Raw genomic sequence first — 19558 nt, forward strand, 5'->3', positions numbered from 1 at the left:
GTCACCTCCCCCGTGTGGTCACTTCAGCGACTGCAGGTACGCGATGAGGTCCGGCAGCCGCGCGGCGTCGATCGGTTGCGGCGGCATGTAGCTGCCGGGTTTGACGGTCTGCGGGTTGGCGATCCAGCCGCCGAGGTGGCCGGCGTCGTTCGGCACCGCGCCGGCGCCGAGGCTCCAGCGGGAACCGACGTCGGACAGGTCGGGACCGGCCTGGCCGTCGGCGCCGGTGCCGCGGATGGCGTGGCAGCCGGCGCAGGTGCCCTGGACGAACGCCTGCCGGCCGCGCTGTTCGGCGTCGGTCCGCGGCTGCCGGGCCGGCGAGCCGAGTCGGGCCAGCCAGGCGTCGAACTGCGGGCGGGGCTCGGCCACCACCAGGAACGCCATGTGCGCGTGCTGGGTGCCGCAGTACTCGGCGCACTGGCCACGGTAGGTGCCCGCCCGCTCGGCCTGCAGCCACGTCTCACGGGTCTCGCCGGCGATCAGGTCGGTCTTGGGCATCAGCTGCGGCACCCAGAAGCTGTGCAGCACGTCCGCGGTCCGCAGCCGCACCCGGACCCGCTCCCCCACCGGGATGTGGAGCTCGTTGGCGGTCGCCCCGTCGGTCCCCGGCACCCGCACCTCCCACCACCACCTGTGGCCGGTGACCTCGATGGTCGGCGCCTGCGGCTCCGGGCCGGCGCCGAGCGCCGCCAGGTCCCGCAGCCCGACGCCGTAGACCGCGACCAGGATGAGCAGCGGAACGCCGGCGCCGGCGACGGCCACGAAGCGCAGTGGCTGGCCGTGCCGGACCCGGGTCGTCGGTGCGCGGCGGAACAGCAGCGCCCAGGCCAGCAGCGCCATCACCTCGACGAAGACCGCCAGGGCTATCCAGAACAGCAGCCACCAGGTCCGCTCGACGCGCGCGGCGCCGGTCCCCGCGGTGTCGAGCGTGGACGGCGCGTCCGTGGCACAGGAGGTCAGGGCGAACAGCGCCGCCAGGGTGCCGAGCGCCATGACGGTGCGACGGTGCGACCGCCGCGCGGTCCCACCGGCCGTCGACGCCGCTGACCTGTCCACCGCCAGGGACGGTAGCGGCACGAACCGCTTTGGTCCGCAATTATGCCAAAAGCCGCCTATCGCCTTCTTTGGACCGCTAGCCTCCTGTTCGAGCGATAGCCAGCGGAAGCGCCCGGTTCGGGGCGCGGACAGGGAGATCATGCACCAGCGGGTCCTCGATCTCGTCGCGGATACCCCGCGGGCCGCCGCCGGCCGCCGCACCCTGGCCTGGATCGCCGGCGGGCTGGCCGCCGCAGCGACCCTGACCGGCGGGTTGGTGGCGCCTGCGGACCAGCTCCAGGGGCAGGCGCAGCGGCTGATGTACCTGCACGTCCCGGCCGCGTGGGTGGCGTACGCCGCCTTCGCGGTCGTCCTGCTCGGCAGCGGCGCCTACCTGCTCAACCGGGATCTGCGGTTCGACCGGCTGGCCCGGTCGGCGGCCGAGATCGGCGTCGTGCTGACCGCCGCCACGATCGCCACCGGCGCCGTCTGGGGCCATCTCGTGTGGGGCACCTGGTGGGCCTGGGATCCGCGGCTGGTGAGCAGCGCCCTGCTGCTGGCGGTGTACGCCGGCTACCTGGCGTTGCGCCGCCTGCTCAGCGAGCGGCACGCCGCGGCGGACAGCGCCGACCATCGGGTCGCCCGTTCGGTGGCCGCCGTCGGCGTTGCCGCGTTCCTGCTGGTACCGGTGGTGCACTTCTCGGTCGTCTGGTGGCGCTCCCTGCACCAGCAGGCGACGGTGCTCGCGCCGCAGCGCCCCCCGATCGACCCCCGGATGGGGACGGCTCTACTGCTCGCGGTCGCCGCCGCGACGGCCGCCGCCCTCTACGTCCTGCTGCGCCGGCTGGCAGCCCTGGAACGCCAGTCCGCCCGTGCGGTGCGGCAGGCGACCCCGGCCCGGACGCCGGTCCGGACGGGATGACCCGCCGCATCGGCCGGATCGCGGTCGGCTTGGTCGGCCTTTCCGCCGGTGCCCTGTTGGCGGCCGCCGCCATGCAGGGCACTCTCACCTACTACCGCACCCCGGCGGAGGTGTCCCGGGATCCGGAGGTCCGTCAGGAACGGCTGCGGGTGAGCGGCCAGGTGGTGCCCGGCTCGCTGCGCCGCGCCTCCGATCGGACGGAGTTCCGGCTCGCGGAGGACGGCCACGAGATCGCCGTACGGCAGCGCGGTGTGCCGCCGGAGACCTTCCGGGAGGGCGAGGCGGCCGTCGTCGAAGGCCGCTTCTCCGCCGACGGGGTCTTCGACGCGGATCAGGTCGTCGTTCGGCACGGCAACGAGTACCGGCCTCCGACAACCCCGGGAGGGCCGGCGGATGGCCGGTGAGTTCGGCACCGCGAGCCTCGCCGCCGGCCTGGTCACGGCCACCCTCGCCGCCCTGCTCTGGCTGCGCGCCGGGCTGTCCGGCGGGCCGGTCAGGGTCGCGCGCGCCGCGACCGTCGCCAGTCTCCTGGCCGCCGTCCTCGGTAGCGCCGTGCTGGAGTACGCCCTGCTGCGCCACGACTTCAGCGTCCGGTTCGTGGCCGAGAACGGTGGACGGGACGTGCCGGTCTACTACACCGTCACCAGCCTCTGGTCGGCGCTGGACGGCTCGCTGCTGCTGTGGCTGGTCATCCACTGCGCGATCGCCGCGCTGCTGGCAACCCGGGCGTCGCGGTACCCGGCCCGGCTGCACGCGTACGCCATGCTCGTGGTCAGCGCGGTCGGCATGTTCTTCTTCGCGCTGACCTACTTCGCGGCGAACCCGTTCCGGGAGGTGCGGCCGGTGCCGCTCGACGGCCCCGGACCCAACCCACTGCTGCAGCAGCACCCCGCGATGGGAGTGCACCCGCCCCTGCTCTACCTGGGCTACATCGGCCTGGTCGTGCCGTTCGCGTTCGCGCTCGCCGGGCTGCTCGCCGGCCGGGACGGGCACCACTGGCTGCGCGCCGCCCGGCCCTGGGCCCTGCTCGCCTGGTCGGCGCTCACCGCCGGAATCGGGCTCGGCGCCTGGTGGTCCTACGCGGTGCTGGGCTGGGGCGGATACTGGGCCTGGGATCCGGTGGAGAACGCCTCCCTGTTGCCCTGGCTGACCGCCACCGCGCTGCTGCACACGGCGCTCGGCGGTACGCGGGCGCGGGCGGGTTGGAACGTCGTGCTGGCCTGTGCGAGCTTCCTGCTGGTGCTGCTCGGCACGTTCCTCACCCGCTCCGGCGCGGTGGCCAGCGTGCACGCGTTCACCGAGTCGCCGCTCGGACCGATGCTGCTGGGCTTCGTCGTGCTCGCCGTCGCGGTCTCGACCGTGCTGGTGGGATGGCAGGGCCCGGGCGCGGTCCCGCGGAGCCGCACGCCGGTGCTGTCGCGGGGCGCGGCCGTTCTGGTCAACGGGGTCCTGCTGCTCACCATCGCGGCGATGGTGCTGGTCGGCACGATCTTCCCGCTGCTGTCCGAGTCGTTCGGTGGGATCCGGACGGCCGTCGGCCCCCGCTACTACCAGCGGACCGCGGTGCCGCTGGCCGTCGTGGTGCTCCTGGTGATGGGCGTGGTGCCCGCGGTGGTGTCGGCCCGGCGGGCGGGCGCGCTGCGCCGGCTGGGCGTGCCATTCGGCGTCGCGCTGGCCGTCGTGGCCGTGCTGGGCTGGGCCGGCCGCCCCGGTGCGCCCGCCCTCGCCGCGTTCGGGGCCGCGGCGTTCGTCCTCAGCGGCCTGGTGGGGCAGGCCGCCCGGGCCGCCCGCATCGGCGCTGCCGCCCCCCGGCTGAGCGCTGCGAGGCTCGGCGGAGTGCTGGCGCATGCCGGGATCGCGCTGGTCGCCGCCGGGGTCGCCGGCTCGTCGGCGTACGGCAGCAGCATCGAGCGGGACATCCGGGTGGGCGAGGCCCTGCGCGTCGGCGGGGTCCAGGTGCGGCTGCTGGAGGTGCGCCGAACGGGCGACGCGGATCGGATGGCGGTGACCGCCCGACTCGAGCACGACGGCGGGACACTGGCGCCGGCCCTGCGCTACTTCCCCGCCCACGACACCGCCGTCACCGTTCCACAGATCCGCACCGGAGTGGTCCGGGACGTCTACGTCACGCTGATCGCCGCCGGCGCGGACGGCGGCAGCGCGACCGTACGGCTCGCGGTGAATCCGCTGGTGGCTCTGCTGTGGGTCGGTGGCGGGCTGACGGCGGCCGGTGGGCTGCTCGCGGTGCCGGCGGCGGTGCGGCGCCACCCTGCGCCCGGGGCCGCCGTCCCGACCGCGGCGGCTGTCGAGCGGACGGAGGTACGGGTGTGAGCGTGCTCCGCAGGCGGCTGTGGCCGGCGCTGGTGCTGGTCGTCACCGCCGCAGTCGGCACCGGCCTCGCCGCCGGCCTCGGCACGCCGGACCGGTCGGCGCCGGTCGGCGCCTCGACCGGGGACCCCGCGCCGCCGATCGCCGGCACGACCCTCGACGGGGGCCGGTTCGACCTCGCCGACGTGCGGGGGCATCCGGTGCTGGTGAACGTCTTCGCGTCCTGGTGCGGGCCCTGCCGCGACGAGTTGCCGCTGCTGGCGGAGGCCGGCCGGCAGGGCCAGCCCGCCGGGTTGCGGATCGTCGGCATCAACCTGCGCGACGGACCCGACGCGGTACGGGCGCTGCTGCGCGAGACCAGCGCGGAGGCGATGACGGTGGTGCCGGATCCCGACGGCACCCTGGCGATCGGCTGGGGGGTCCGGGGCGTGCCGGAGACCTTCCTGGTGGACCGGGACGGGCGGGTCGTGGACCGGCGCCAGGGCGTGGTCACCCGGCAGTGGCTGGAACAGCGGCTCGGCCCGCTGCTGGCCGGATGAGGCGGCGTCACGCCCTCGGCGGAGCCGTGCTGGCCGTCCTGCTGGCCGCGGCGGTCCTCGGAATGGTTCGTGCGGGCCAGCCCGCACCACGGCAGGATCCGGTCCGGTCGGTCGCCGTCGGATTACGCTGCCCGTCCTGCCAGGGCGAGTCGGTGGCCGACTCGCGTTCCCCGATCGCCGCCGCCATGCGGCAGGTGGTGGCCGACCAGCTCGCGCGGGGCCGCGACCCTGACGACATCCGGCGCTGGTTCGTGCAGCGCTACGGCGAGGAGGTGCTGGCCGATCCGCCGGTGCGCGGTCCCGGGCTGCTGCTGTGGGTCGTACCAGCGCTGGCGCTGGTCGGCGCCGGGTACGCCGCGGTTCGGACGCTGCGCCCCCGTACGCGGGGGGCGCCGGCGCCGGCACCGACGGAACCGGCGCCGAGCGGCGCGGCGGCCCGCCTGGCCTGGCGGGCGGGCTCGCTCGGTCTGGTCGCCGTCGTCGTGGCGGTGGCGGCCGCCGGGGCCCGCCTCGACGGGTCGACCGAGGGCGGCGAGCCACCGGATCCGGCGGCGGTGGCCGTGCTGCTCGCCCGGGACCTGGAGCAGCAGAGCCGCTTCGACGCGGCGGCGGAGCTGTACCGGCAGGCGTTGCGAACCCGTCCCGACGACGGGGTGCGGCTGCGGTTGGGATTCGCGTTGGTCCGCGCCGGTGACACGGCCGGCGCGGAACGGGAGGCCCGGCAGGTGCTGGCGCGCGTCCCCGATTCGCCGGACGCGCTGCTGGTGCTCGGGCTGGCCCAGCGGCGGTCCGACCGGGCCCAGGCCGAGGTGACCCTGCGCCGCTTCCTGGCCGCCGCCCCGGACCATCCCGCCGCCGCCGAGATCCGCCGGCTGCTCCCCTGACACTCGCCCGTACCCACCCACGCGGGCGACCTCGTTCGCCGGGCGGCACCGGCGCCCACCTCGCTCCCCCTGCGCCGGCTTGTGCCGTCGGCCTGTCGTCCGTCGGCAGAACGAGCATCCCCAGGTTCGGAGCTGCTCACCCGATCCGGTGAGTGCTGTCGGCACACAGGGACGACGAGCACTTACGGCCACCCGGCCGGATGGACTAGACCGGGGTGACAGCCCACCGGAGCTGGTTCCGTGCGCCACGGAGGAGGGAGCACCATGCAGACGCATCCGCGCGGCGGTGGCATCCACGGCGCCGAGGCGGTCGCGGAGGCGATCCTGTACGAGGGCTACCTGCTCTACCCCTATCGGCGGTCTTCGGGCAAGAACCGCGTCCGTTGGCAGTTCGGTGTCCTCGTGCCCCCCGCCTGGGCGGATGCGCACGGCCTCGGCGACAGCACGGTGGCGGGTTCGGCCGAGTCACCGTGGCAGCAGACCGAGTGCCTGATGGAGGTCCCGGACACCGCAGTCGTCCGGATCAGGGTGCGCTTCCTGCACCTGCAAAGACGGGTGGCCGAGGAGCGGACGGCCGACGGCGGCTACCGGCCTGTCGACAGCAGAGATGCCGGGAGCCGCGTGGAACTCAGCTTCGACGAGGCCGTACCACAGGAGTTCGACCTCGAAGCGTCGGTCGCCGACCTGCGCCGCGGCCGTCGCCTCGACATCCGGGTCCCGGGCGGCGAGGACGTCGACCAGTTGGTCGACGATCGGGGCGAACCGGCGGGGCGGGTGGTGCGCCGGCGATGGCCGTTGTCCGCATCGGTCACCATCTCCGCCGTGCCGTGTCAGGCGCCCTTCCGGTTGCTGCGGCTCCGGATCCACGTCGAGAACACGGACCGGACGACTCCGGCGGCCAGCCCACGCGACGAGGCGTTGCGGTGTTGCCTGCTGGCGACCCACACCCTGGCCTCCGTCAGTCAGGGTCGATTCCTGTCACTGCTCGACCCGCCCGAGTGGGCGGCGCACGCGGCGAAGGAATGCCGCAACGTGCACACCTTCCCCGTGCTGGCCGGCGAGGTCGGCACCGCTGACGTCCTGCTCTCGTCGCCGATCATCCTCTACGACCACCCGCAGATCGCACCGGAGAGCCCGGGCGATCTGCACGACGCGACCGAGATCGACGAGATCCTCTCGCTGCGTACGCTCACGCTCACCGACGCCGAGAAGCGGGAGGTGCGGGACACCGATCCCCGGGCCGCCGCGATCCTCGACCGCGTCGACGCCATGCCGCCCGAGGTGTTCGCGCGGTTGCACGGCGCCGTTCGGAGCCTGGAGCCCGTGCGGCGAGACGGCGGTACCGCCACCTCACCACGCTGGTGGGAGCCCGGTGCCGATGCGGGGATCGCGCCGGAGAGCGACACCGTCCTGGTCGGTGGCACCCTGCTGTCCCGGGGCAGCCGGGTTCGGTTGCGCCCCCGGAAACGCGGCACCGACGCGCACGACATGTTTCTGGAGGGCCGCACCGGCCGGGTGGAGCAGGTCCTGCTCGACGTCGACGGGTCACGGTTCCTGGCCGTGACGGTGGACGACGACCCGGGCGCCGAACTGCACCAGTGGTACGGGCGGCTACGCCATTTCCGTGCCGAAGAGGTCGAGCCGTTGGCCGGCGAGGTGGAGGCGCCGTGAGGAGCAACGGCAGCGGGCGGATCCTGGTCGCCGGCATCGGCAACATCTTCCTCGGCGACGACGCCTTCGGCGTCGAGGTCGTCCGGCGCCTCCGGGACGCTGTCCTGCCGGAGATGGTGGATGTGTCCGATTACGGCATCCGGGGGATGCATCTGGCCTACGATCTGCTGGACGGCAACCACGACGTGTTGGTCATGGTGGACGCGTTGCCACTGAACGAGGCGCCTGGCACGTTGGCCGTCCTCCACGTGGACCTCGACGACCCTGGCTGGACGCTGGGGCCGGCGGACGCGCTGGCGGCACCGGCAGCCGACGGGCACGGGATGGATCCGGCGTCCGTGCTCCGGTTGCTGCGCAGCCTGGGCGGCACCGTCGGCCGCGTCCTGGTCGTGGGATGCCAGCCCGCTGTCATGGACGAGCGCATGGAACTGTCGGCGCCGGTCGCCGAGGCTCTCGACGAGGCGGCCCGGATGGTGGTCGGGGTCGTGGAGGAGGAAGCCGCACGGCTCGGTGCCGCGGCGGAGCAGCGGGAGACAACCCAGCAGACGTCAGCCGAGAGGGAGGTGACCGCGCATGCATGAGACGGGGCTGTCCGAGGCGATCGTGACCGCCGCGGTGCGCAGAGCCGCGGGCCGCCGGGTCACCGGGCTACGGGTGCGGATCGGGGGTCACCCGGTGGACCCGGAGATCGTCGCGCAGGGCATCCAGTTGGCCGCGGCCGGCACCATCGCCGCGGACGCCGCCGTCGACCTGGTCCTGGAGCCGATGACGGTGACGTGCCATGACTGCGGTCGCAGCGGGCCGGTCGACGACCACCTCGCGATGGTCGCCTGTCCGGGGTGCGGCGGCGTGGACATCGATGTCACCGGCAGCGACGACGTCGTCCTGGAGTCCATCACCGTGAACTCCGGCGCGCGGAAGCCGGCCTGATGGACGCCGTCGAACTGCTGCGGCATGACCACCGCGTGGTCGAGCAGTTGTTCCGAGACTATCGGGCGGCGGCCTCCGACGCCCAGCGGCGCGGGGTGGTCGACGTCCTCATCCGGGAGCTGTCGAAGCACGCCGCGCTCGAGGAGGTCCTCTTCTATCCCTTCGCCGCGAAGGTGTTGAACGACGGGCAGGTCGCCGGACACCTCGCGGGGCATGCGCCCATCAAGGAGCTGCTGCTTCAACTGGACCGGTGCGGGGTCGGCGATCCGGCGCAGGACCAGCTGATGGAGCGGCTGGCGTCCGCCGTCGCCCGGCACGTGCGTGACGACGAGAACCAGCTCATGCCGCTGCTGTGCCGGCAGGCGGACGAACAGGCACTCCGCGAGCTGGGGCAGGAGATCGACCGGGGCAAGCAGCGCGCTCCCACGCGTCCGCACCCGCACGCACCGGACAGGCCTCCGGCGCTGGCCCTCGCGGCGCCGCTGGCAGCCATCTACGACCGGCTTCGGGACCGGATGCAAGGGAGGCCCCGCACATGACGCAGGGGATGCGCGACACCGGCGCGGTGATCCCGCACGAGAACGGGTTTGACGAGGTCACCGTTCTCTGGATCTCCGAGGGCATGAGTTGCGACGGAGATTCCGTGTCGATGACCGCCTCCGGTCAGCCGGCGATCGAGGACATCGTCCTCGGGCTCGTTCCCGGTCTGCCGAGGGTCAACCTGCACAACAAGGTGCTGTCGCCGACGGCCGGCGGCGAGGAGTTCCTGGCGCCGTACCGGAAAGCGGCTCGTGGGGAGATGATCGAGCCGTTCATCCTCGTCATCGAAGGATCGATCCCGAACGAGAACATCAACGGCGACGGGTACTGGACGTCGTTCGGCAACGACGAGAACACCGGTGAGCCGCTGACCTTGAACTGGTGGATCGACCGGCTCGCGCCGAAGGCCTGGGCGGTCGTCGCGGCCGGCACGTGCGCGACGTACGGCGGCATCCACGCCATGGCGGGCAACCCGACGGGGTGCATGGGCCTGGCCGACTATCTCGGGTGGGACTTCCGGTCCCAGGGCGGCTTGCCGATCGTCAACGTGCCCGGCTGCCCGATCCAGCCGGAGAACTTCATGGAGACCCTGACCTGGGTGCTCTACCACGCCGCCGGCTCGGCCCCGCCTCCGCCGCTGGACCACATGCTGCGGCCGCAGTGGCTGTTCGGCAAGACCGTGCACGAGGGCTGTGACCGGGCCGCCTACTACGAGCAGGCCGACTTCGCCAAGGACTACAACTCGCCCAAGTGCCAGGTGAAGATCGGCTGTTGGGGGCCGGTCATCAACTGCAACGTCCCGAAGCGCGGCTGGATGGGCGGCGTCGGTGGCTGCCCCAACGTCGGCGGCATCTGCATCGGCTGCACCATGCCGGGATTCCCCGACAAGTTCATGCCGTTCATGGACATGCCTCCCGGTGGCAGCCTGTCGACGCTGCTCATCAAGCCGTACGGCGCGTTGATCCGCCGGCTGCGCGGCATCACCAACGTGACCGCCAACAAGGAACCGAAGTGGCACCACAACGGCCCGGAGCTCACCAGCGGCTACAACCCCCGGTGGCGCCCGTACGGCCCGGCGGACCCCCGGCGTCAGGCAGCAGAGGAGAGGTACCGACCGTGACAGCGACGGAAGCCAAGAAGGCCACCGGCCAGAAACCCGGCGAACTGGTGGAGATGGCCTGGGATCCGATCACCCGGATCATCGGCAACCTCGGCGTCTACACGAAGATCGACTTCGCGAACCGCGTGGTCGCCGAATGCCACACCACGTCGTCGCTGTTCCGCGGCTACTCGGTATTCATGAAGGGGAAGGACCCCCGCGACGCCGGCTTCATCACCAGCCGGATCTGCGGCATCTGCGGCGACAACCACACGACCTGCTCCGTCTACGCGCAGAACATGGCGTACGGCATCAAGACCCCGCCCCTGGCCGAGTGGATCATCAACCTCGGCGAGGCCGCCGAGTACATGTTCGACCACACCCTGTTCCAGGACAATCTCGTCTTCGTCGACTTCTGCGAGGCGATGGTCAAGCAGACCAACCCGAGTGTGCTGGCCCGCGCCGAGAAGACCCCGGCACCGGGCCGGGACATCCACGGCTACCGGACGATCGCCGACATCATGCGGGCCTACAACCCGTTCGAGGGCGAGGTGTACAAGGAGGCGCTGAAGGTCAGTCGGACTACCCGGGAGATGTTCTGCCTGATGGAGGGCCGGCACGTCCACCCGTCGACGGTCTATCCCGGCGGCGTCGGCACGATGCCGCAGCCGACGCTGTTCACCGACTACCTGAGCCGGCTGATCAGCATCCTGGACTTCGTCAAGAAGGCCGTCGCCATGAACGACGACATCTTCGACTTCTGGTACGAGGCGCTGCCCGGCTACGAGGAGGTCGGTCGCCGCCGGGTCCTGCTCGGCTGCTGGGGCGCGTTCCAGAACCCCGACGTCGTCGACTACCGCTACGAGACCATGACGACCTGGGGACGGGCGATGCACGTCACGCCTGGCATCGTCGTCGACGGCAAACTGCTCACCACGGACCTGGTCGACATCAACCTCGGCATCCGGATCCTGCTCGGCAGCTCCTACTACAAGGACTGGGCCGGCCAGGAGGAACCGTTCGTCAAGTACGACCCGCTCGGCAATCCGGTCGACATCCGCCATCCCTGGAACCAGACCACCCTGCCTGACCCGCAGAAACGCGATTTCGACGACAAGTACAGCTGGGTGATGAGCCCCCGCTGGTTCGACAGGAGCAGCGGGGAGCATCTCGCGCTGGACACCGGAGGCGGCTGCTTCGCCCGGCTGTACACCACGGCGCTCGCGAAAATGGTCGACACCCCGTACGTCAAGTCGACCGGGCAGAGCGTGCTGATCTCGCTTCCGAAGAGCCAGCGGCTGCCCGAGATGACGTTGGAGTGGAAGATCCCGCGCTGGTCGAACGCGCTGGAGCGGGACCGCTCACGGGCCTACTTCATCGCGTACGCCGCAGCGATGTCGCTGCACTTCCTGGAACGGGCGATGGAGCGGATGCGCGGCGGCGACATGCGGGTCTTCGCCGAGTTCGACGTGCCGGACGAGGCCATCGGCTGCGGCTTCCACGAGGCCGTCCGGGGCACCCTGTCGCACCACCTCGTGATCAGGGATCGCAAGATCGCCAACTACCACCCGTACCCGCCCACGCCGTGGAACGGCAGTCCCCGCGACAGCTACGGCACACCGGGTCCGTACGAGGACGCGATCCAGAACATGCCCATCTTCGAGGAGAACGGCCCGGAGAACTTCAAGGGTGTGGACATCATGCGGGCGGTGCGCAGTTTCGATCCGTGCCTGCCGTGCGGGGTGCACATGTACGTCGGCGGCGGTCGTACCCTGAAAAAGATCCACTCGCCGATGTTCGGCGCGTCCCATGGGTGAGCAGCCGGAGGTCCAGCGTCTCGCCGACGCGGCCGTCGAGCCGCGGCTGGCCCGCCTGGACGCCGCGCTCGGCCAGCTCGAGCAGACCCCCGGCCGCACCGCCGAGCTGGCGTTGGAAGCCGTCGAGATCCTGACCGAGGTGTACGGCGAGGCGCTGGCCCGGGTCACCGATCTCGCCGCCGACAGCGCCGGCCCGCTCGACCGGCTCACCGACGACGAGCTGCTGCGGCACCTGCTGTTGCTGCACCGCATCCACCCGGATCCGCTGGAAGGGCGCGTGGCCCGTGCGGTCGACGATCTCCGGCCGCAGCTGCGCGCGCAGGGCGCTGAGATCGCGCTGGTCGGCGTCCAGGACGAGGTGGCGAGGATCAGCCTGTCCGCGAGGTCGTGCGGCGGTGGCGGCGGGGCCCTTGGTGACCTGGTGCGGGAGCAGGTGTTGGCGTTCGCGCCGGAGCTGTCCGCCGTCGATGTGGTGGCGCCGGCGCCGGCTCCGGCACTGATCCCGGTCGCCACCCTGTGGGAGCGGCCGGACCGGACCGACGAGACGGCGACGAGCGCGGCGGGGCGAGCTGCGGGGCTCCTGGCGTCGGGTGGCACGGAATGACGGCGGGCGCGCTGCAACGGGCGATCCGCCGCGCGAGGCGGCGCGCGGCCTCGACCGAGCGCTGCGGCATGTGCGCCGGGCCGGTCGGCCCCGAGCACCGGCATGTGTGGGACGAGCAGGACGGAGAGCTGATGTGCGCCTGCACGCCCTGCTCCCTGCTGTTCGAACGTGAGGCGGCCGGCGGTGGCCGGTACCAGCTCGTCCCCACCGAGGGCAGACGGTTGACGGGCCTGTCGGTCGACGAGCTCGGCGTGCCGGTCGGCCTGGTCTTCTTCGTGAAGCAGCGGGACGGCCGGGTGCTCGCCCACTACCCGAGTCCCCTCGGCACGACCGAGTCGGAGATCGATGCCGGCGTCTGGGGGGCCGCCGAGGCGCGATCACCCGCGCTGGCCGCGCTGAAGCCACGGGTCGAGGCGTTCCTGGTGTGGACGGGCACGCCGCGCGGCGGCGGCCAACAGTGGGTGGTGCCGGTCGACGACTGCTTCCGACTCGTCGCACTCATCCGGCGGAACTGGGCGGGCATGTCGGGGGGAAGCGCGGTGTGGCGGGAGATTCCCCGATTCTTCGACGAACTCGGCCGACGACACCATCGGCCGTCCGGCAAGGACTGACGGAGGAGGCGGGAATGGGCGAGATCCGAGTGGGCGATCCCGATGTCGAGCTCGACGCACCGGCGCACACCAAGGGCGTGGAGGAGGGCAACTCGCGGCGGAGGAGGCAGTCAGGCCATCAGGATGACGGAACGGTGGACGCGCGTCGCTCGACCGGCATCCGACCCAAGAGACACGACCCGATCCTGCCGATCATGCCGAATCTGCCGCCGGGCTGACCGGGCCCGGACCAGGCCCGAAGGAGGTGAGCTGTGCGGAAGCTGTTGGTGCTGCTGGCCGGCGTGGTGGTGGCCGGGATGTTCTGGAAGGAACTTCCCGCGCTGCGGCGCTACATCAAGATCGAGAAAATGTGATCCGGAGAGGACCAGCGAGTCGATGTGTCTTGGTATCCCGGGCGAGATCGTCGAGATCAAAGCCGGTCACGACGATCTCGCCATCGTCGACGTCGTGGGCGTCCGGCGGGTGATCAACGTCGGCCTGCTCGACGGCGATCAGACAGGAGTCGGCGACTGGGTGCTGGTCCACGTCGGCTTCGCCATGTCGAAGATCGACGAAGCCGAGGCGACCGCCACGTTGGCGCTGTTGTCCGGCCTGGGCCAGGCGTACACCGACGAGCTGCAGGCGCTCGCCGAATCCGATATCAGCTAGGGAATCACCAGATGCGTTTCGTCGACGAGTACCGCGATGCGGACAAGGCCCAGGCGTTGGCCACGCAGATCGCCGCCTTGTGCGAGCCCGGGCGGCAGTACAAGTTCATGGAGGTCTGCGGCGGGCACACGCACACCATCTACCGGCACGGGCTGGAGGACTACCTGCCCGAGAACGTCTCGCTCGTGCACGGCCCCGGCTGCCCGGTCTGCGTGATCCCGATGGGCCGGGTGGACGACGCCATCGCCATCGCACACCAGCCGGGCGTCATCATGACAGCGTTCGGCGACATGATGCGGGTCCCCGGCGGCAGCGGCTCGTTCCTCGACGCCAAGGCGGCCGGCGCGGACATCCGGATGGTGTACTCGCCGTTGGATGCGCTGAAGGTCGCGCGGACCAACCCCGACCGCAAGGTCGTCTTCATGGCGATCGGGTTCGAGACCACCTCGCCGTCCACCGCGATGACTGTGCTGCGGGCGGCCGCCGAAGGGATCGACAACTTCTCGGTCTTCTGCAACCACGTCACCATCCTTCCGGCGATCAAGGCCATCCTCGACTCACCCGACCTGCGCCTCGACGGCTTCCTCGGCCCCGGGCACGTCTCCACCGTGATCGGGTGCCGACCGTACGAGTTCATCGCCCACGACTACGGCAAGCCCCTGGTCTGCGCGGGTTTCGAGCCGCTGGACCTCCTGCAGTCGGTCTTCATGCTGCTCACGCAGCTCGCCGAGGGCCGCTGCGAGGTGGAGAACCAGTACACCCGGGTGGTGCCCTGGGACGGCAACCTGCGGGCGCTGGAGGCGATCGGCCAGGTCATGCAGCTGCGGCCACACTTCGAGTGGCGCGGTCTCGGGTTCATCTCGCACTCGGCGCTGCGGATGCGGGACGAGTACGCGGCGTACGACGCCGAGCGGCTCTTCGACGTTCCGGGGGTGCGCGTGGCGGACCCGAAGGCCTGCCAGTGCGGCGAGGTGCTCAAGGGTGTGCTCAAGCCCTGGGAATGCAAGGTGTTCGGCACCGCGTGCACGCCGGAGACACCCATCGGCACGTGCATGGTCTCGTCGGAGGGCGCCTGCGCGGCGTACTACAACTTCGGCCGCTTCACGCGGCAGCGGGTGGCGGAGGCGACGCGGGTTTGACATCCTCCCGGCCCTGGAGGGCCGGGATTCCCCCTGGTCGCCCGTGGGGTTTCCTGCTTCGTCGCCGACTGCCCGCCCGGAGGGACTCCGTTGAGGTCTTACATCAGCTCCACAGGCGTTTCACCTGTCCGCCAGCCCGGCGGCCAGGAGGTTTCTCGCGGCGTTGATGTCCCGGTCATGGGTCGCACCGCACGGGCATTGCCACGTACGGATGGTCAACGGCAGGGATTCGGTGAGTTGCCCGCAGTCCGCGCACAGCTTGGACGACGGCAACCAGCGGTCCACCGTCACCAGGGTGCGCCCGTACCAGGCGGCCTTGTACTCCAACATGGCCCGCAGATCCGACCAGGCCGCGTCGGAGATCGCGCGAGCCAGCCGGTGGTTACGCAGCATGTTCCGCACCGTCAGGTCTTCGATCACGACCGTTTGGTTCTCACGGACGAGTCGAGTCGACAGTTTGTGCAGGTGGTCCCGTCGCCGATCGGCGATTCGAGCGTGAATCCTGGCGACCTTGAGTCGGGCTTTGGCCCGGTTGGCCGAGCCTTTCTCCTTGCGCGCGTGTTCCCGCTGGGCCTTGGCGAGTTTCCGCCGGTCGGCCCGCTCGTGACGGGGGTTGGTGACCTTCTCCCCAGTGGACAAGGTCACCAGGCTGGTCAGCCCCACATCGACGCCAACCGCCGTATCCACCGATGGGAGCGCCTCGACGGTCGGGTCCTCGACAAGCAGGGACACGAACCAGCGGCCGGCCGCGTCTCGAGACACGGTGACGGTGGACGGTACGACGCCCTCGGGCAGCGGACGCGACCACACGATGTCCAGCGGGGCGTCCATCTTCGCGAGAGTCAGTTGCCCGTCCCGCCAGCGGAACGCCGACCGGGTGTACTCGGCGCTGGCCCGGGACTTCCTCTTGGACTTGAAACGGGGGTATCGGGCGCGTTTGGCGAAGAACGCCGCGTAGGCGGCGTGCAGATGCCGCAACGCTTGTTGCAGCGGAACGCTGGACACATCGTTGAGGAACGCCAACTCCTCTGTGCGTTTCCATTCGGTCAGGACCGCCGACGATTCCGCGTAGCTGATCGAGCGGCGTTGGGTGGCGTATGCGCGGGTCCGCATCTCGAGGGTTTTGTTGTAGACCAGACGCACGCACCCGAAGGTGCGGTGGAGCTGTTCGGCCTGCTCACCGGTGGGATAGAAGCGGTACTTGTATGCCCGCTTCACCACCCCACCCACATTTCACATTCTAGCGGTCCATTGTGTTACGCGATCATTGAGGGGAGGGAGCGGCGTTTCCTCCCGGCCCTGAACGGCCGGGTTCCCACGCCGCAACTCTGATGACGACAGAACGTACCGCCGAGTGGGCCGAGCGCGCGGTGGCCGAGGCCGAAGCGGCAGTCGACCGGGAGCCCGGGCGACTGTCGCCCGAGCAGCAGGTCCTGCAGCGCATCGAACGGGCGCGCCGGCGCAAGCCGAAGATCAGGGAGGATCTCGTCACCCTCGCGCACGGCGCCGGCGGGAAGGCGACCCACACCCTGGTCGAGGGGCTGTTCGTCGAGGCGTTCCGCAACCCGACGCTCGAGGCGCTCGACGACGGGGCGGTGCTCTCCGTGGCTGGCGGCCGGCTCGCCTTCACCACCGACTCGCACGTCGTGTCCCCGCTGTTCTTCCCCGGGGGTGACATCGGCGACCTCGCCGTGAACGGCACGGTCAACGACCTCGCGGTCAGCGGCGCCCGCCCGTTGTACCTGTCGGCCGGCTTCATCCTCGAGGAGGGCTTTCCGGTCGCCGACCTGCGTCGGATCGCCACCTCGATGGCCGTCGCGGCGCAGCGGGCCGGGGTGCAGGTGGTCACCGGCGACACGAAGGTGGTGCAGCGCGGCAAGGCCGACGGCTGCTACGTCAACACGGCGGGGATCGGCGTGGTGGAACGGCCGGTGATGCTGGGCGCCGCACAGATCAGCCCTGGTGACGCGATCCTCGTCTCCGGGCCGATCGGTGATCACGGTGTCACGATCATGCTCGCCCGCGGCGAGCTGGACATCGAGGCCGACCTCGTCTCCGACACCGCGGCGCTGCACGGTCTCGTGGCGGCCCTGCTGGACGCCGCCCCCGGGGTGCGGCTGCTGCGCGACGCCACCCGCGGCGGAGTGGCGACCATCCTCAACGAGGTGGCGCAGGCGGCAGGGGTCGCCGTGGTCGTCGACGAGGCGGCCGTACCGGTACGTCCCGCCGTGACCGGGGCGTGCGAACTGCTCGGCATCGATCCGCTCCACGTGGCCTGTGAGGGACGCTTCATCGCCGTGGTGGACGGCGCGCAGGTGGACGTGGCGCTCTCGGCGCTGCGGGGGCATCCGCTCGGCGAGGACGCCGCGGTCATCGGCCGGGTCGCCGCCGACCCGCCCGGGATCGTACTGCTCAAGACGGTGTTCGGCGGCACCCGCATCGTCGACATGCTGGTCGGGGATCCGCTGCCGCGCATCTGCTGACGCGACGGTCGTCGGCTCAGCCGGACGGGGTGGCCCGGTGCCGGGCCGCGGCCACCACGGCCTGGCCGAGGGAGATACCGCCGTCGTTGGGCGGCACCCGCGAGTGCACGAGCACCCGGAACCCCTCCGCCTCCAGGCCGCACACCACGAGGTCGAGCAGCAGCACGTTCTGGAAGACGCCGCCGGACAGCGCGACGCTTGCCAGACCCGTGCGTTCGCGGACGGCTCCGGCCGCCCGCACCACGGCGTCCGCCAGTCCCTGGTGGAAGCGCGCGGCGATCCGGCCGGGGTCCACACCGGAGAGCAGGTCGTCGACCACGCACCGAACCAGGCCGCGTCCGACGTCGGCGAGCGGGGTCGTCCCGGCCGCCTCGACCCGGTAGCCGCCGCGTTCGTCGCGACGAGCCCGCTGCTCCAGGGCGATCGCGGCCTGGCCCTCGTACGTGACGCGGTCCCGCAAGCCGAGGATCGCCGAGACGGCGTCGAACAGCCGGCCCGCGCTCGAGGTACGCGGCGAGTTCGTCCCGCTCCGCGCCAGCGCCACCATCACGGGCCACCGCCGCTCGTGTCGCCGCAGCACCTCCAGGTCGGGCACGGCGTCGCCGTAGATGTCGTCGAGGTACGCCACCGCCATCCGCCACGGCTCGCGGATCGCCGCGGCCCCGCCCGGCATCGGCATCGCGCCCAGGTGGCCGACCCGCTCGAACCCGATCAGGTCCGCGACGAGCACCTCACCTCCCCAGAGGGTGCCGTCCGGGCCGAACCCGAGGCCGTCGAAGGCGACCCCGATCACCGGGCCGCGTTCGCCGTTGTCGGCCAGGCAGGACGCGACGTGGGCGTGGTGGTGTTGGACGCCGACCAGTTCGACGTCATCGCGCTGGAGCGCGTACTTCGTCGACAGGTACTCGGGATGCAGGTCGTGGGCGACCATCTCCGGTCGGACGTCGAAGAGGCGGCTGAAGTGCTCGATCCCGTCGGTGAACGCACACAGTGTCTCGTAGTTCTCCAGGTCGCCGATGTGGTGCGAGACGAACGCACGCCGTCCCTTCGCCACGCAGAAGGTGTTCTTCAACTCCGCGCCGCACGCCAGTACCGGTCGGTCGAACCGCCACGGCACCGTCACCGGGGCGGGCACGTAGCCGCGGGACCGCCGCACCGGCAGCTCGCGGCCCCGGAACACGCGCACCACCGAGTCGTCGGTGCGGACGTGGATGCGCCGGTCGTGGACCAGGAAACCGTCGGCGATCCGCGCCAACCGCTGCCGCGCGTCGTCATCCCTGTGGGCGATGGGTTCGTCGGAGGTGTTGCCGCTGGTCAGCACGATGGGCATGCCGAGCCGGCCGATCAGCAGGTGGTGCAGCGGCGTGTACGGCAGCATGACGCCCAGGTCGCGGTTGTCCGGTGCCACCGACGCGGCGACCGGTGCGTCGGCGCGGCGTGGCAGCAGCACCACGGGACGGCGTGCACCGGTGAGCACCCGCGCATCTGCCGGCGTCAGGTGGACCAGGGTGCGCGCCGCCCGGAGGTCGGCGGCCATCACGGCGAACGGTTTCTCCTCGCGGCGCTTGCGGGCGCGCAGGGCCGACACCGCCCGTTCGTCGTCGGCACGGGTCGACAGGTGGTAGCCGCCCAGCCCCTTGACCGCGAGGATCCGGCCGTCCCGCAGCCACCGTGCGGCGGTGTCCACGGGATCGCCGACGACAGGGGCGCCGTCCGCGTCGACGAGCCGGAGAGCCGGGCCGCACTCCGGACAGCACACCGGCTCGGCGTGGAAGCGTCGGTCTCCAGGGTCTGCGTACTCGGCGGCGCAGCCGGCGCAGAGTGGGAACTCCCCCATCGTGGTGGCGCGCCGGTCGTACGGCACGTCCGTCACGATCGTGAACCGCGGCCCGCAGTTGGTGCAGTTCGTGAACGGGTAGCCGTGGCGGCGGTCCGTCGGATCGGAGACGTCCGCGAGGCAGTCCGGGCAGGTGGCGGTGTCGGGGGAGATCAGTGCCTCCCGGCCGGCGCCGGTGACGCTGGCGACGATGACAAAGCCGGGCCGCCCCGTCCGGGGCACCGCTTCGGTGGTGACCCGCTCCACCTGTGCGAGTGTCGGTGCACGCCGGCTGAGGTCGGTCACGAACGCGGTCAGCTGGTTCCCGTCCCCCTCGACCTCGACGAAGACGCCTCCGGTGTCGTTGCCGACGAACCCGGCCAGGTCGTACTCCCTGGCCAGGGCGTGCACGAACGGACGGAAGCCAACCCCCTGCACGATGCCCTCGACGCGGACCCGTACCCGCCTCGGATCAGGCGTGACCATGCCGGC

Annotated in this window: 21 protein-coding genes; 18 read left to right on the plus strand and 3 right to left on the minus strand. The window is 71.6% G+C overall.

What is annotated here, in order from left to right; genetic code table 11:
• Positions 1-18: 18 nt before the first annotated feature.
• Entirely contained in the window at positions 19-993 is a 975-nt protein-coding gene (locus tag ACGF5G_RS13600; RefSeq protein WP_393262391.1) for a c-type cytochrome, read from the minus strand.
• Between the two features lie 202 nt (positions 994-1195).
• On the opposite strand from ACGF5G_RS13600, the gene ccsA reads away from it, so the two are divergent.
• The 17 genes from ccsA to hypD all read left to right on the plus strand — a co-directional run bounded on the left by ccsA (position 1196) and on the right by hypD (position 14767).
• On the plus strand, positions 1196-1957 hold the full coding sequence (gene ccsA / locus ACGF5G_RS13605) for a cytochrome c biogenesis protein CcsA (RefSeq protein WP_393262395.1): 762 nt from the start codon (positions 1196-1198) through the stop codon (positions 1955-1957).
• Positions 1954-2361, plus strand: coding sequence for a cytochrome c maturation protein CcmE (locus ACGF5G_RS13610; protein ID WP_363707921.1), 408 nt, complete (start codon positions 1954-1956; stop codon positions 2359-2361). The genes ccsA and ACGF5G_RS13610 overlap by 4 nt, the downstream gene beginning before the upstream one ends.
• Positions 2351-4288, plus strand: a complete 1938-nt coding sequence (locus ACGF5G_RS13615; RefSeq protein ID WP_393262398.1) for a heme lyase CcmF/NrfE family subunit — start codon at positions 2351-2353, stop codon at positions 4286-4288. The genes ACGF5G_RS13610 and ACGF5G_RS13615 overlap by 11 nt, the downstream gene beginning before the upstream one ends.
• Positions 4285-4824, plus strand: a complete 540-nt coding sequence (locus ACGF5G_RS13620; protein WP_393262400.1) for a TlpA family protein disulfide reductase — start codon at positions 4285-4287, stop codon at positions 4822-4824. The genes ACGF5G_RS13615 and ACGF5G_RS13620 overlap by 4 nt, the downstream gene beginning before the upstream one ends.
• Positions 4821-5708: a cytochrome c-type biogenesis protein CcmH gene (locus ACGF5G_RS13625; RefSeq protein ID WP_393262403.1), complete on the plus strand. Its 888-nt coding sequence runs from the start codon at positions 4821-4823 to the stop codon at positions 5706-5708. The genes ACGF5G_RS13620 and ACGF5G_RS13625 overlap by 4 nt, the downstream gene beginning before the upstream one ends.
• 264 nt (positions 5709-5972) lie before the next feature.
• Positions 5973-7379 (plus strand): hypothetical protein, encoded by a 1407-nt coding sequence (locus ACGF5G_RS13630; protein WP_393262405.1) that lies wholly within the window; start codon positions 5973-5975, stop codon positions 7377-7379.
• The gene (locus tag ACGF5G_RS13635) at positions 7376-7960 is read left to right on the plus strand and encodes a hydrogenase maturation protease (protein WP_393262408.1); all 585 of its coding nucleotides are present in this window, start codon (positions 7376-7378) and stop codon (positions 7958-7960) included. The genes ACGF5G_RS13630 and ACGF5G_RS13635 overlap by 4 nt, the downstream gene beginning before the upstream one ends.
• The gene (locus tag ACGF5G_RS13640) at positions 7953-8309 is read left to right on the plus strand and encodes a hydrogenase/urease maturation nickel metallochaperone HypA (RefSeq protein WP_393262411.1); all 357 of its coding nucleotides are present in this window, start codon (positions 7953-7955) and stop codon (positions 8307-8309) included. Before ACGF5G_RS13635 ends, ACGF5G_RS13640 begins: the two co-directional genes overlap by 8 nt.
• Complete coding sequence (locus tag ACGF5G_RS13645; protein WP_393262414.1) at positions 8309-8848, plus strand: hemerythrin domain-containing protein; 540 nt, start codon at positions 8309-8311, stop codon at positions 8846-8848. Before ACGF5G_RS13640 ends, ACGF5G_RS13645 begins: the two co-directional genes overlap by 1 nt.
• The gene (locus ACGF5G_RS13650; RefSeq protein WP_393262416.1) at positions 8845-9969 is read left to right on the plus strand and encodes a hydrogenase expression protein HypE; all 1125 of its coding nucleotides are present in this window, start codon (positions 8845-8847) and stop codon (positions 9967-9969) included. The genes ACGF5G_RS13645 and ACGF5G_RS13650 overlap by 4 nt, the downstream gene beginning before the upstream one ends.
• Entirely contained in the window at positions 9966-11765 is a 1800-nt protein-coding gene (locus ACGF5G_RS13655; protein ID WP_393262419.1) for a nickel-dependent hydrogenase large subunit, read from the plus strand. The genes ACGF5G_RS13650 and ACGF5G_RS13655 overlap by 4 nt, the downstream gene beginning before the upstream one ends.
• A complete protein-coding gene (locus ACGF5G_RS13660; protein ID WP_393262422.1) occupies positions 11758-12369 on the plus strand; it encodes a hypothetical protein in 612 nt (203 codons plus the stop codon). The genes ACGF5G_RS13655 and ACGF5G_RS13660 overlap by 8 nt, the downstream gene beginning before the upstream one ends.
• Positions 12366-12980 (plus strand): DUF5947 family protein, encoded by a 615-nt coding sequence (locus ACGF5G_RS13665; protein ID WP_393262425.1) that lies wholly within the window; start codon positions 12366-12368, stop codon positions 12978-12980. Before ACGF5G_RS13660 ends, ACGF5G_RS13665 begins: the two co-directional genes overlap by 4 nt.
• Positions 12981-12994: 14 nt before the next feature.
• Positions 12995-13198, plus strand: a complete 204-nt coding sequence (locus ACGF5G_RS13670; RefSeq protein WP_393262427.1) for a hypothetical protein — start codon at positions 12995-12997, stop codon at positions 13196-13198.
• 33 nt (positions 13199-13231) lie between these two features.
• Positions 13232-13333, plus strand: a complete 102-nt coding sequence (locus tag ACGF5G_RS13675) for a DUF6893 family small protein (protein WP_375373474.1) — start codon at positions 13232-13234, stop codon at positions 13331-13333.
• Positions 13334-13355: 22 nt separating this feature from the next.
• A complete protein-coding gene (locus ACGF5G_RS13680; RefSeq protein WP_393262430.1) occupies positions 13356-13628 on the plus strand; it encodes a HypC/HybG/HupF family hydrogenase formation chaperone in 273 nt (90 codons plus the stop codon).
• 11 nt (positions 13629-13639) lie between these two features.
• A complete protein-coding gene (hypD, locus tag ACGF5G_RS13685) occupies positions 13640-14767 on the plus strand; it encodes a hydrogenase formation protein HypD (RefSeq protein ID WP_393262433.1) in 1128 nt (375 codons plus the stop codon).
• 120 nt (positions 14768-14887) lie between these two features.
• Here the strand turns inward: hypD and ACGF5G_RS13690 are convergent, their stop codons facing one another.
• On the minus strand, positions 14888-15997 hold the full coding sequence (locus ACGF5G_RS13690; RefSeq protein WP_393262435.1) for an RNA-guided endonuclease InsQ/TnpB family protein: 1110 nt from the start codon (positions 15995-15997) through the stop codon (positions 14888-14890).
• A 101-nt stretch (positions 15998-16098) separates the two neighbouring features.
• On the opposite strand from ACGF5G_RS13690, the gene hypE reads away from it, so the two are divergent.
• The gene (hypE, locus tag ACGF5G_RS13695) at positions 16099-17250 is read left to right on the plus strand and encodes a hydrogenase expression/formation protein HypE (protein ID WP_393262437.1); all 1152 of its coding nucleotides are present in this window, start codon (positions 16099-16101) and stop codon (positions 17248-17250) included.
• A 16-nt stretch (positions 17251-17266) separates the two neighbouring features.
• Here the strand turns inward: hypE and hypF are convergent, their stop codons facing one another.
• Entirely contained in the window at positions 17267-19552 is a 2286-nt protein-coding gene (gene hypF, locus ACGF5G_RS13700) for a carbamoyltransferase HypF (RefSeq protein WP_393262439.1), read from the minus strand.
• Between the last annotated feature and the right edge of the window lie 6 nt (positions 19553-19558).

Source organism: Micromonospora sp. NPDC047730, from assembly GCF_043204765.1.
GTDB lineage: Bacteria > Actinomycetota > Actinomycetes > Mycobacteriales > Micromonosporaceae > Micromonospora.